13 protein-coding genes are annotated in these 12,975 nt (G+C 73.4%); 5 read left to right on the top strand and 8 right to left on the bottom strand.

The window, feature by feature from the left end:
* Positions 1–27: 27 nt before the first annotated feature.
* From VE614_RS31760 to VE614_RS31780, 5 genes are all read right to left on the bottom strand, one after another.
* Positions 28–693, bottom strand: coding sequence for a class F sortase (locus VE614_RS31760; RefSeq protein ID WP_324945163.1), 666 nt, complete (start codon positions 691–693; stop codon positions 28–30).
* 3 nt (positions 694–696) lie between these two features.
* A complete protein-coding gene (locus VE614_RS31765; RefSeq protein ID WP_324945166.1) occupies positions 697–1,263 on the bottom strand; it encodes a hypothetical protein in 567 nt (188 codons plus the stop codon).
* 126 nt (positions 1,264–1,389) lie between these two features.
* A complete protein-coding gene (locus VE614_RS31770; protein WP_324945169.1) occupies positions 1,390–2,169 on the bottom strand; it encodes an HAD-IIA family hydrolase in 780 nt (259 codons plus the stop codon).
* Between the two features lie 207 nt (positions 2,170–2,376).
* Positions 2,377–3,294, bottom strand: a complete 918-nt coding sequence (locus VE614_RS31775) for a hypothetical protein (RefSeq protein WP_324945172.1) — start codon at positions 3,292–3,294, stop codon at positions 2,377–2,379.
* A gap of 562 nt (positions 3,295–3,856) precedes the next feature.
* Positions 3,857–5,116, bottom strand: coding sequence for an ROK family transcriptional regulator (locus tag VE614_RS31780; protein ID WP_414719681.1), 1,260 nt, complete (start codon positions 5,114–5,116; stop codon positions 3,857–3,859).
* Here VE614_RS31780 and VE614_RS31785 point away from each other — a divergent pair.
* From VE614_RS31785 to VE614_RS31795, 3 genes are all read left to right on the top strand, one after another.
* Positions 5,115–6,272: a Gfo/Idh/MocA family protein gene (locus VE614_RS31785; protein WP_324945178.1), complete on the top strand. Its 1,158-nt coding sequence runs from the start codon at positions 5,115–5,117 to the stop codon at positions 6,270–6,272. The genes VE614_RS31780 and VE614_RS31785 overlap by 2 nt on opposite strands.
* Before the next feature lie 35 nt (positions 6,273–6,307).
* Positions 6,308–6,793 carry a heme-degrading domain-containing protein gene (locus VE614_RS31790; protein ID WP_324945200.1) on the top strand — a complete coding sequence of 162 codons (486 nt, stop codon included), beginning with the start codon at positions 6,308–6,310 and terminating at the stop codon, positions 6,791–6,793.
* 98 nt (positions 6,794–6,891) lie between these two features.
* Entirely contained in the window at positions 6,892–7,761 is an 870-nt protein-coding gene (locus VE614_RS31795; RefSeq protein ID WP_324945181.1) for an LLM class F420-dependent oxidoreductase, read from the top strand.
* 118 nt (positions 7,762–7,879) lie between these two features.
* On the opposite strand, the gene VE614_RS31800 is transcribed toward VE614_RS31795, so the two are convergent.
* The 3 genes from VE614_RS31800 to VE614_RS31810 form a co-directional block, all read right to left on the bottom strand.
* Positions 7,880–8,737 (bottom strand): fumarylacetoacetate hydrolase family protein, encoded by an 858-nt coding sequence (locus tag VE614_RS31800; RefSeq protein WP_324945185.1) that lies wholly within the window; start codon positions 8,735–8,737, stop codon positions 7,880–7,882.
* 158 nt (positions 8,738–8,895) lie between these two features.
* Positions 8,896–9,615, bottom strand: a complete 720-nt coding sequence (locus tag VE614_RS31805) for a YidC/Oxa1 family membrane protein insertase (protein WP_324945188.1) — start codon at positions 9,613–9,615, stop codon at positions 8,896–8,898.
* Positions 9,616–9,710: 95 nt separating this feature from the next.
* Entirely contained in the window at positions 9,711–10,022 is a 312-nt protein-coding gene (locus VE614_RS31810) for a DUF6412 domain-containing protein (RefSeq protein ID WP_324945191.1), read from the bottom strand.
* Positions 10,023–10,302: 280 nt separating this feature from the next.
* Here VE614_RS31810 and VE614_RS31815 point away from each other — a divergent pair, with 280 nt between their 5' ends.
* Positions 10,303–11,778 (top strand): glycoside hydrolase, encoded by a 1,476-nt coding sequence (locus VE614_RS31815; RefSeq protein WP_324945194.1) that lies wholly within the window; start codon positions 10,303–10,305, stop codon positions 11,776–11,778.
* A 202-nt stretch (positions 11,779–11,980) separates the two neighbouring features.
* On the top strand, positions 11,981–12,975 hold a 995-nt coding region (locus tag VE614_RS31820), incomplete at its 3' end, for a hypothetical protein (RefSeq protein ID WP_324945197.1).

Genomic DNA, 12,975 nt, shown 5'->3' on the forward strand with positions numbered 1-12,975 from the left:
AATCCTGACACAGGCCGGCGAGGCGGGTCAGAGGCCCGTACCCGTGAGGTAGGCCGAGACGATCACGTTGGCGGTGTAGCTGCGGCTGGCCTGGTCGAAGCTGCCGCCGCAGGTGATGAGCCGCAGTTCGGCACGGCCCTCCTGGCGCGGCCCGTAGGCCTGCCGGGCGTCGAAGCGGTCGCGGGTGAGGACCTGGATGTCGTCGACCGTGAACTCGGCGACCTTGCCGTCGTCGCGGATGACGCGGATCGTCTGCCCGGCGCGCAGCGCGCTGAGCTTGTAGAAGACGGCCGGCCGGGTCTCGGTGTCGACGTGCCCGACGAGCAGCGCGGTGCCGGCCGCGCCGGGAGCGGCACCGGCCGCGTACCAGCCGACGACGCCCGGCTGATCGTACGGTGGCGGGTCGACGGCGCCCCGGCCGTCGAGGCCGCGGGCCACCACCGGGGCCTGGATGCCGAGCCCGGGGATGTCGAGGCGCTGGGGCAGCGCCGCGCCGAGCGGGCTGCGGGCGGGGGGCAGCCGGACGTCGGGGGGACGTCCGACCGCCGCCATGTCGCCGGTCTTCGGACCGGATATGCCGTGCCGTACGTCGGTCACCTCACGGCCCCACAGCCACAGCCCGAGCAGCAGTACCGCCCAGGCCACGCCGGTGAGCAGCCGTCCGGTGCCGGCGGAGTGTTCCCGTTCGGACATGGGTCAGCCCGTCCTGCGGCTCCGGCGGGCGCCGCGGGTCGCGACGACCACGGCGGCGCCGGCCGCGAGGAGCAGCCCGGTGACCGCCTGGGCGACGCCCGGGCCGGTGCTGCTGGTCTCCACGGCCGCGAGGTGCGCGGTGCCGCCGCCGCCCGCGCGGACCGGGGCGGTCGGCGAGGCCGGTGCCGTCGGGGTGGCCGGTGCGGTCGGGGTGGCCGAGCCGTCGGTGCCTCCGGTGCCGACGGTGAGGACGGCCTTCAGGGATGTGTCGCCGCAGGTGACCCTGACGTCGTACGGCCCGGGGCGGGCCGTGGAGCGGACCTTGGTCTCCCCGCCGAGGATGCCGCCGCCGGTGGGGGTGAGCCGGGCGTCGGAGACGAACGCGTCCGAGGCGGCGGTGCCGGTCTTGCCGGTGCACCCGGTCACCCGGAGCGCGATGTCGCCGCCGGGCGCCGGGGACGACGGGCTGACCTGCACACCGCCGCCGTCCGCCGCGTGGGCCGCCGCCGGTGTGAGAACGGCGGCGACGGCCAGGACCCCGGTACTGAGAGTGAGTCGCAGTGAACCCATCGTAGAACCTCCAGACATCTGGAGACTCCCCCGCGCGGCCCCCTCCCGCATCCTCGGAGGGGTCCGGACTGCTCCGAACGGGTGTCGTTCGCCCCACGGGTGGTTTACCGGGGCGGCGCCGGAGCCCTAGATCCAGTCCACGAGGTCCGCGATCGAGTCGACGACCTTCGACGGGCGGTACGGGAAGTCCTCGACCCGCTCGGGCCGGGTCAGGCCGGTGAGGACCAGGAAGGTCTGCATGCCGGCCTCGATGCCGGCCAGGACGTCGGTGTCCATCCGGTCGCCGATCATGGCGCTGGTCTCGGAGTGGGCGCCGATCGCGTTGAGGCCGGTGCGCATCATCAGCGGGTTGGGCTTGCCCGCGAAGTACGGCTTGCGGCCGGTCGCCTTGGTGATCAGCGCGGCGACCGCGCCGGTGGCGGGCAGCGGGCCCTCGGTGGACGGGCCGGTCTCGTCCGGGTTGGTGCAGATGAACCGGGCGCCGCCGTTGATCAGCCGGACCGCCTTGGTCATGGCCTCGAAGGAGTAGGTGCGGGTCTCGCCGAGGACGACGTAGTCGGGGTCGTGGTCGGTGAGGATGTAGCCGATGTCGTGCAGCGCGGTGGTCAGGCCCGCCTCGCCGAGGACGTAGGCGGAGCCGCCGGGGCGCTGGTCGTCGAGGAACTTGGCGGTGGCGAGGGCCGAGGTCCAGATGTTCTCGATCGGCACCTGCAGGCCCATGCGGTTCAGCCGGGCGTGCAGATCACGCGGGGTGTAGATCGAGTTGTTGGTGAGGACGAGGAACGGCTTGCCGGACTCGCGGAGCTTCTTGATGAAGGCGTCGGCGCCGGGGATCGGTACGCCCTCGTGGATCAGTACCCCGTCCATGTCGGTGAGCCACGACTCGATGGGCCTGCGGTCTGCCATGTGCTTGCAACTCCTGCGTACGTGCGGGCTGTGCTGGGGCGCCGGAACCACGGCGTACCGACGCCCCCAGACTAGTCAGGAGGCGGCGATCCTGACCCCGTCGATCACCCAGTACCAGGTGCCGAGCCGGTGTAACGGAACCGGAAGCTCACACAGGAGGGGCGCCGGCGGGGCACCCTCGGCGGGCGCCCCGGTGGCGCGGGCTCCTCAGGGGCGCCTGCGGCTGCCGAGCAGAGCCGCGCCGGAGAGCAGCAGCAGCGCGGTGGCGGCGAGGGCGCCACGGGCGAGCGGGGACAGACCGGTGGCGGCGAGTTCGCCGGGACGGCCGGGGAGCGGGGCGGTGTCGCGCCGCCCGGGGGGTGCGGTGGCTGAGGGCTGCGTCCCGGTCCCCGCGTCGGGGTCGGGGACCGGGACCGGGACCGGGGCGGTGGTGGTGCGGGTGCCGCTGTCGCTGCCGGTGTCGCTGTCGCTGTCGCTGTCGGTGCCGGTACCGGAGTCGGAGCCGGTGCCGGTGTCGGTCCCGGGGGCGGTGGGGTGGTCCGGGTCGGAATCGATGGCGAAGCGGTAGTCGTTCGACTGCCCGACCCAGTCCCCGTCGTCGTCCCGGCGCTGGACGACCGCCGCGGTGGCGGTGACCCGGTTGGGCGCGGCGTCGGAGGTGACGGCGAGGCGCACCTTGACGCTGAGGGTCTGGCCCGGGCCGACCGTGAAGCCGGGGAAGCCGTCGTCGAAGGCGCCGACCAGCTCGTCCCGGTCGGTGGCCGCGAAGCGGACGGGGTGCGGCTGGGCGCGGGTGCCGTCGTAGAACTCCAGGAGGGGCTGCGAGGGTGTCAGCGCCCGCTTCTCGTCGACGAGGACGACCACCGGGTGGATGCCGGTGCAGGGCCGGTCGGTGGTGTTGGTCAGATCGAGATACCAGGTGCCGTAACCGCCGCCGGCCGCGTAGCTGCCGGGCCCGCCGTGGATGCGGGTGGTGAGGGGGAACGCACGGGCGTCGGGGGCGGCACACGCCGGGGCGGCCGTCGGGTCCGCGTGCGCCGGGGCCGGGACGGCGAGCAGGACGGCGGCTGCTGCGAGGCAGCAAGGGGCGGCTGCGCGGCGGGGCGGTCTCGGAAACAGTCGCATGAACACATGACCATGCCGGGCGGGGGCGAGGGGGGCGGGGCGACGCTCCGGACGGGGCGGGAAGTGCGCTCGATCAGCGCAGGGGCCGGTCCGTGAGGGTGGGCGGGCGGACGGGTCGCGGCGCGGGGGACGTCTGCGGTGCAGCGGGGCCCTGGGGGCGGGCGGACGGTCATGGCGCAGAGGGTGTCCACGGTGCAGGAGGTCCGTGGGGGTGGGCGGTCCGGTCTTGGTGCCGGGCGGCTTCCGTGGGTGCGGGCGGTCCGGTACGTGGCGCAGGGGCCGTCCGCGAGTGCCGTGCCGGCCCTGGCGCGGGGGGCCGTCCTCGGCGCAGGGGCCGTCCCCCGGTGCAGGGGCCCGCGGGTGCGGCATCGGCGGACCTCGACGACGGGGGTGGTGCAGGGGGGCGTCCCGCTGCGGGGTGTCTCGACTCGTCGTACGAACCAGCCCGTCCGGCGTTCGAGGTCGAGGCCCGTTCAGGGCCGAAGCGGGGCCCGGGGGCGGGGGCCCGGGGCGGCGGCCCCCGGAGTCGGCGCTCACCGTGCCACGGTCTCGGCGCCCGCGCTCACCCAGCCGCAGCCCCCGGAGTCGGAGTCCGCCCGAACAGCGGAGCCAGCAGCAGCTGCGCCGCACCCTCCGCCACCCCCCGCTCACCGCCGGGGGCAACCCGTACGGGCACCGTCTCGGCACCCTCCCGCCGGGCGCGGTCGGCGAGGACGCCGGCAACCCCGCGTACGAACGCGTCCGGCGCGGTGGCGACCGTACGGCCACCGAGCAGCACGAGGTCGATGTCCAGCAGCCCGACGAGGTTCGCGGCGCCCGCGCCGAGCACGCGCGCGGCCTCGTCGAGGTCACCGCCCGCGACGGCGGCCAGGCACAGGGCCTCGATGCAGCCACGCCCGCCACAGGTGCAGTCGGGGCCGTCGAGTTGGATGACCTGGTGCCCGAACTCCCCGGCGCCGGTCCGCGCGCCCCGGTGCACGGCGCCGCCGAGCACCAGCCCGGCGCCGAGCCCCGTACCGAGGTGGAGGTAGGCGAAGGACCCCACGGCCCGGCCGACGTCCTCCCCCACCGCGAGGCCGAGCGCCGCCGCGTTGGTGTCCTTGTCGACGACGACCGGCATGCCGAGCCGCCGGGCGAGCGCGTCCCGCAGCGGGAAGCCGTCCCACTCGGGGAACCCGGTGACGCGGTGCAGTACGCCGCGCGCGTGGTCGAGCGGGCCGGGCAGGGCGACACCGACCCCGAGCACGCTCTGGGCTCCGGCGGCGCCGGTGACCGCACCCGTGACCGCACCAGTGACCGCACCCGTCACCGCATACGCGACCACCCCCCTCACCTCCCGGGCGACGGCCGCGACGACGGCGTCCGCGCCCGCCCCCAGGTCCAGCGGCGCCCGCCGCTCCGCCACCACCGCGCCGGTGAGATCCACCAGCACGGTCCGCAGTTCGTCCCGGTCCAGGTGGGCTCCGACGGCGTGGCCCGCGCCCGGTACCAGCCGCAGGACGGTGCGCGGCTTGCCGCCGGTGGAGGCGCGGCGGCCCGCCTCGGCGGCGAGCCCGTCGGCCCGCAGCCGGGCGGTGATCTTGCTGACGGCCTGCGGGGTGAGTCCGGTGCGCTCGGCCAGCTCCAGCCGGCTGATGCCCTCCTCGCCGGCGGTGCGCAGCAGGTCGAGGACGAGCGCGGTGTTGTGGCTGCGCAGGGCCAGCACATTCGCCCCCTCGGGCCCCTCGTTCGTCCTGCTCACGGCACCCGCGTTCGTCCTGTTCACGCCACCATTCTGCCTCGCGCTTGCACTTTGGCAACAGCGTTGCGAAAGTGGACGCATGACGACTGGCACGACAGGCACGACACGCACCCCAAGGACACCGGGCACCCCCCTCCGCGTGGGCCTCATCGGCTACGGCCTCGCGGGATCCGTCTTCCACGCCCCGCTGATCGCCACCACCGAGGGCCTCGCCCTCGACACGGTGGTCACCGGCAACCCGGAGCGGCAGGAACAGGCCCGCGCAGAGCACCCCGGCGTGCGGATCGCCGCCACGCCGGACGAGCTGTTCGACCGCGCCGGCGAACTCGACCTGATCGTCATCGCGTCCCCGAACAAGACGCACGTCCCGCTCGCGACCGCCGCCCTCAAGGCCGGTCTGCCGGTCGTCGTGGACAAGCCGGTGGCGGGCACCGCCGCCGAGGCGCGCGAGCTGGCGGCCCTGGCCGCCGACCGCGGACTGCTGCTGTCGGTCTTCCAGAACCGCCGCTGGGACAACGACTTCCTGACCCTGCGCAAGCTGCTCGCCGAGGGCGAACTGGGCGACGTGTGGCGCTTCGAGTCCCGCTTCGAGCGGTGGCGCCCGCAGCCGAAGGGCGGCTGGCGGGAGTCCGGCGACCCCGCAGAGGTCGGAGGTCTGCTGTACGACCTCGGCAGCCATGTCGTCGACCAGGCGCTCGTCCTCTTCGGCCCCGCGACCCAGGTGTACGCCGAGGCGGACATCCGCCGGACGGGCGCGGAGACCGACGACGACACGTTCATCGCGCTGACACACGCCAGCGGGGTCCGCTCCCACCTGTACGTCTCGGCCACCACCGCCCAGCTCGGCCCGCGCTTCCGGGTGCTGGGCTCGCGGGCGGGATACGTCAAGTACGGCCTGGACCCGCAGGAGGCGGCCCTGCGCGAGGGCCGGCGCCCCGGGAACGGAGGCGGGAACGGGGCCGGGGACCGGACCGGCGGGAACGGGGCCGGGGACGGCTGGGGTACCGAGCCGGAGGACCTGTGGGGCCGGGTCGGATCCGGCGAGTCCCCGGTGACCGGCGGCGGCCGGCCCGAGCCCACGCTGCCGGGCGACTACCCGGCCTATTACGCGGCGGTGGCCCGCGCCCTGCTGGAGGATGGTCCCAACCCGGTGACCGCGCTGGAGGCGGCCGCCGCCCTCGACGTACTGGAAGCGGCCCGCCGTTCGGCCCGAGACGGAGTGACGGTGACCCTGTGACGCACCCGCAGAAGCACACCCCGCACGCCCCCGCCATGACCCCGAAGATCGCCCCCGAACTGACCCCCAGCATCGCCGAGCTGGAGGCCCAGGAACGCCGTCTGGTCTTCCGCCAGTTCACCCACGACGACGCCTGGGAGCTGGGCTCCCTCCTGGTCCGGCTGGCCCGGGAGCGCCAGGCCCCGGTCGCGATCGACATCCACCGCGCCGGCCAGCAGCTGTTCCACGCCGCGCTGCCCGGCTCCACCCCCGACAACGACGCCTGGATCTCCCGCAAGCGCCGGGTGGTGGAGCGCTACGGCTCGGCCTCGTACCTGGTGGGCGCCCGCTTCCGGGCCAAGGGCACCACGTTCGAGGACTCCTCCCGCCTCGACCCGGACGTGTACGCGGCGCACGGTGGCTCCTTCCCGATCACCGTCGAGGGCGTCGGCGTGATCGGGGCGGTCACGGTCTCCGGCCTGCCGCAGTTGCAGGACCACCGGTTCGTGGTGGAGGCGCTGGAGGAGTTCCTGAAGATCTGAGGACGCCTCACCAGGACCGAAGGAAACGGGAATTACCCAGGCGATCCCTCCGGTTGCCACAGCTGTAACCGCTGTGGCACGCCGGAGGGATCACCCGTATGAGCACGCTCCTCAAGGACGACATGGGCCGGTACGGCATCTGGAGCATCGGCCTGCGCTCGGAGGACCCGGCACAGGCCGGTGAACGGGCCGAGGCGGCGGCCGAGTTGGAGGAGCTGGGCTTCGGCGCCGTATGGCTGGGCGGCAACAGCGCCGCGCGGCACGCCGCCCCGCTGCTGGCGGCCACCTCCGCGCTCACCGTCGGCACCAGCATCCAGAGCATCTGGCAGTACGAGGCCGCCGAGAGCGCGGCCTCCTTCGCCGGACTGGACGCGGCGCACCCGGGCCGCTTCGTCCTGGGCCTCGGGGTGAGCCACGCCAAGCTGGCGGCCCAGTACCGGCGGCCGTACTCGGCGCTGGTCGGCTACCTTGACGCGCTGGACGAGGCGGGCGTACCGGCGGACCGCCGGGTCCTCGCGGCGCTCGGCCCGAAGACCCTGGAGCTGTCCCGCGACCGGGCGGCGGGGGCGATCCCCTACCTGGTGACGCCGGAGCACACGGCGCGGGCACGGGAGGTCCTGGGCGACGGCGCGCTGCTGGCGCCGGAACTGAAGGTGATCCTGGAGACGGACCCCGACCGGGCCCGCGCCGCGGCCCGCGAAGTCCTGGCCAACCCGTACCTCTCCCTCCCCAACTACACCAAGAACTTCCTCAGCCTCGGCTTCACCGAGGACGACCTGGCGAACGGCGGCAGCGACCGTCTGGTGGACGCGGTGTTCGCCTGGGGCGACGAGAAGCAGATCCGCGCCCGGATCGACACCTACGTCGAGGCGGGCGCGGACCACGTGGCGCTCCAGGTGGTGGGCGGACGGGACCGGGACACCCTGCCGAGGGACGCGTGGAGGAAGCTGGCGTCTCTTCTCGGGTGAATGAAATCCCTCGAGGGGCGTGGGGAACGGCGCGAGCAACCACGACACACCCGCAGCCGCCGGCGAACCGCAGCCACCCCGCCCCTCGGACGCCCCCCTTACGCCCTCTTACGCCCCCTTACGCCCCCTTCAGCTCCTGCCGCTGCCGCCCCAGCCCGTCGATCTCCAGCTCGACCACGTCACCGGGCCGGAGATAGGGCTTGGGCTCGGGCTGCCCGAAGGCGACCCCGGCGGGCGTACCGGTGTTGATGACATCACCGGGGTACAGCGTCATGAAGTGCGACAGATACCGCACGACCTCCCCCACCGGGAAGATCTGCTCCGCCGTGCTCCCGTCCTGCTTCAGCTCCCCGTTCACCCACAGCTTCAGCCCCAGCTTCTGTGGGTCCGGCACCTCGTCCGCCGTCACCAGCCACGGACCGAGCGGGTTGAACGTCTCGCAGTTCTTGCCCTTGTCCCAGGTGCCGCCGCGGTCCATCTGGTACTCCCGCTCGGACACGTCGTGCGCCACCGTGTACCCGGCGACATGCGCGAGCGCGTCCTCCGCGGAGTCCAGATAGCGGGCCGTACGCCCGATGACGACGGCCAGTTCGACCTCCCAGTCGGTCTTCACCGACCCGCGCGGCACCAGCACGGTGTCGTTCGGCCCGACCACGGTGTCCGCGGCCTTCAGGAAGACGACCGGCTCGGCCGGCGGCCGGGCGCCGGTCTCGCGCGCGTGGTCGTGGTAGTTCAGCCCGATGCACACGACCTTGCCGATCCGGCCGAGCGGCGCCCCGGTCCGCACCCCGGCCGCGTCGAGCACGGGCAGTTCCCCGGCCTCGGCGGCGGCCCGTACGCGGGCCATGGCCGCGTCGTCGGCGAGCAGCGCCCCGTCGATGTCCGGCACGACACCCGACAGGTCCCGCAGGTTCCCGTCGGCGTCGATCAGCGCGGGCCGCTCGGCCCCGGCCGTACCGACTCGCAGCAGCTTCATTCACCATCTCCCTCGATCGCGGCGGCCCGCCGAGGCGACGACCCGGGTGCGGCGGGCCACGGCCATCGGAGGACTGGTCGATCGTCCAAGGTGCGGGTCCAGTCCGCAATACCCCGTTCACGTACTGGACCCGCGGTGGCCCAGGGCCCCGGCGCGACTCACCGGTAGAGCACGGCCCGCTCCACGGCACTCCACGTCGTACTGGTCACCACGTACAGCGCGGCGGCCAGCGGCACGACGGCGACGGTGATCAGCGTGAAGAAGGACATGAACGGCATGACCTTGGTGACGGCCCCCATCCCGGGCACCGGCTGCCCGTCGTCCGTGACCGGCACCATGGGGTTGGCGGCCGTCATGATCTTCGTACGCCGGTAGTTGAAGGCGGCGACGGCGGCTACGAGGACGAACAGCACGATGTACACCAGCCCCGCGTCGCCGAGGAGACCACCGCCCCCGGCCAGGGCGTCCAGCCAGCGGTCACCGAGCGGCGCGCCGAGCAGCTGGTGCCCGAGCAGCTCATTGGCCTCGCCGCCGATCGTCCGGCTGGAGAACAGGTGGTAGAGGAGGAAGAAGGCGGGCAACTGGAGCACCCCGGGCAGGCACCCGGCGAGCGGTGACACCTTCTCCTTCTGGTGCAACTCCAGCACGGCCCGCTGCATGCGCTCGGGGTCCCTGCGGTACTTCTCGCGCAGCTCGGCGATCCGCGGCTGCAGCCGGGTCCGCGCCTTCTGCCCGCGTGCGGCGGCCCGGGACAGCGGGTGCACGAGCAGCCGCACGAACGCGGTGAACAGGACGATCGCGGCGGCGGCCGCGGACCCGTGGAAGAGCGGGTGGAGCAGATCGGCCAGATGCCCGACCAGGTTGGCGAAAACGGACATGGGTGAGTGACCCTCCGGGGTCTCGTCGTGCCGTGACAGGGGAGGCGGCATGACGACCCGCGCGGGATCACCAGAGGAAGACGCTGCTGGATGCCCTACGCGAAGGTCGCCGGGAGGGCACGCCCGGGCGCTCGGGGACGCGTACGCCCCCGGGCGTCGGGATCACGTTGCGGCAGAAAGGCCGTACGGCGGTCTCGGTCCCGGATCGCCGTCCGCACCCGAGTCCGCGGCACGGCGGGCGCGCAGCGCGCGGCGATCAGCGAGCAGACGGCCAGCGCGGCCCCGGCCGCGGCGGTCGCGGCCAGCGCGACGGTCGCGGAGAGGCCGCCGGCGTCGAGCAGGACGACCTCGAGGAAGAGGACGAGCAGCAGCGCGGCGGGGCGCAGCCTGGCCCAGGCCTGGAACATCGGCGGCTCCTCCTCTCCCACTCGGACACGCGCAGAGACATGTACACAAACGTGCGCGCAGACAAGCGCGCAGACACGTACACAGACATGCGCACAGACCCGTGTACGTAAGAACGTTATGAACGGTTATACCGCAGGAACTTCGTACACCGGTTTGAGAAAGGCCTGTCCGAACTCTCGACACGGACACCCGGGAGCCCCGATGCTTCCTGACGCGGCGCGGAAGCGCTCCCGCTAGTGACATGCACACGCCATTCCCCAGGAGAGGCGGAACAGGACCATGATCCGACGCAGGACACTGCTCACGGCCACGGGCGGCGCGCTCCTCGGCAGCGCCCTCGTCCCGGCGGGCACGGCACACGCGGACGCGACGATCGCCGTGAACCCCGGCACGACGTACGGCGCCTGGGAGGGCTGGGGCACCTCCCTGGCCTGGTGGGCCAACGTCTTCGGCGCCCGCGACGACTTCGCCGACCTCTTCTTCACCACGAAAGCGGTGCCCTACGGCGGTCGCACCCTTCCCGGCCTGGGCCTGAACATCGCCCGCTACAACCTGGGCGCGTGCAGCTGGAACACGGTGAACGGCGAGTCCATGGTCGAATCGCCGAACATCCCCGCCTTCAAGCAGATCGAGGGCTTCTGGCAGGACTGGCGGAACGAGGACCCGGCGTCCTCCGCCTGGGACTGGACGGCGGACGCCAACCAGCGCGCGATGCTGGTGAAGGCGACCCAGCGAGGCGCGGTCTCGGAACTCTTCGCGAACTCCCCGATGTGGTGGATGTGCTCCAACCACAACCCCTCGGGCGCCGCGAACGGCGGCAACAACCTCCAGACGTGGAACTACCGCCAGCACGCCGCCCACCTGGCGGCGGTCGCCGCACGCGCGAGGTCGGACTGGGGCGTGTCCTTCGCCACCGTCGACCCCTTCAACGAACCGGCGTCGACCTGGTGGACGGCGACGGGCACGCAGGAGGGCTGCCACATGGACCCGTCGGTCCAGGCAGCCGTACTCCCCCACCTGCGCGCCGAACTGGACAAGCGCGGCCTGACGGGCATCCGTATCGCGGCGTCCGACGAGACGAACTACGACACGGCCCGCGCCACCTGGTCCTCCTTCGGATCGTCGACGAAGGCCCTGGTCGCGCAGGTGAACGTGCACGGCTACCAGGGCGCGGGCGGCCGCCGCGACCTCCTCCACACCGACGTGGTGACCGCATCCGGCAAGAAGCTGTGGAACTCGGAGACGGGCGACAGCGACGGCACCGGCCTGACCATGGCCCGGAACCTCTGCTACGACTTCCGCTGGCTGCACCCCACGGCGTGGTGCTACTGGCAGGTCATGGACCCGACAGCGGGCTGGGCGATGATCGCGTACGACCCGGCCACCTTGCAGCCCACCACCATCCAGCCGAAGTACTACGTGATGGCCCAGTTCAGCCGCCACATCCGCCCCGGCATGACGATCCTGGACACGGGTGTGAGCTACGCGGTGGCGGCCCTGGACCGCACGGCGCGCCGCCTGGTGATAGTGGCCGTGAACACGGCGACAACGCCGCAGACCCTCACGTTCGACCTCTCCCGCTTCACGACGGTGACGGGCGGGACGGGCGGCCTGGTCCCCCGCTGGAACACGGTGACGGGCGGCGGTGACCAGTACCGGGCGTACTCGGACCTCCGCCTGACCGGAAAGTCGGTGAGCGTGCCGTTCGCGGCGGGGGCGGTGCAGACCCTGCAGGTCGACGGAGTGACGATCTAGGCCGGCGGCTCTCGGCGGGCCGGTCGAGCCGACATCCGGTCGAGCCGACGTCCGGCCGGCGCCCGGTCGAGCCGACATCCGGTGGGCGTCGGGGGCGCCCGGGGCGTCCGGCGGGCTCCGGGGCGTTCGGTGGGCGTCCGGGGCGTTCGGTGGGCGTCCGGATACCTCACCCTTGTCAGCCGCGGGCAGTACGGTGTCCACCATGCGCCCCGACACGCCCGCCGAAAACGTCGACCACCACGCCGAAGCGGCCCGCCTGGAGCGAACCGCCGGCCTGTACCCCGAGGACGCCGAGGCCCTGCTCCTCCGTGCCGCGGCCCACCGGGAACTGGCCGGCGACCGCCCCACGGCGACAGCGCTCTACGACCGCCTGCTCTCCGGCCCGGCCGACCTGGAGAACCCCCACCTGATCCGCGCCCTCAAGGCCGCCAACCTGTGGGAGTACGGCCACGAGGCCGAGGCCCGCGCGATCATCGAGGGAATCCGGGTCGCCGCCCCCCGGGACCCGGCCCCCTGGGTGATCGTCGCGGAGGCCCTGGAGTCACACGACGAGCTGGAGACGGCGCAGCAAGCCCTCACGGAAGCGGCCACCCTGCTGGCGCCCCCGGGCACGGAGCCCGCCCCCTCCCTCCGCCCCCTCCTCGTCACCCGCCACCGCATCCGCCGCATGCAGGGCCTCCCCCATGACGACTGGGACACCCAGGCGGACACCCTCCACTCCCTCCCCGTCTCCCTGGACGAACTCCACGACCCGAAGCGGGTGTGGTCCCTGGGCTCGGAGAACCCGGCGGAACTGATGGCGGAGATCTCCCGCCTGCAAGCCGAACTCGGCGCGTACCGGGAGGCCCTGTCCCGCCCCTTCCCCGTCGCCATCCTCCACTGGCCGGCGGAGGAGCTGTCGGAACTCGTGCGGGAGTATCCCGGGCTCGCCGCGGAATACCCCTCCTACGAGGAACACCTGGCGACCATAGAGTCCGCCCTGCGCGAGCTGTCCGCCTCCGGCACCTCCAACCTCGGCATCGTCCACGGCACGGTCCCGTCCTACGAGGCCTTCGCCGCCTCGGAGGGCACGTCCCCGTCGGAGCCGACTCTCCTGCCGCAGTACGCGACGACGCTGGCTGCCCGGGGCAAAGCGGTCGCTTGGCCGCCGGAGCGGGGGGATGGGTGCTGGTGCGGGTCGGGGCGGGGGTATGGGGA

It is taken from the genome of Streptomyces sp. (assembly GCF_035645055.1).
GTDB lineage: Bacteria > Actinomycetota > Actinomycetes > Streptomycetales > Streptomycetaceae > Streptomyces.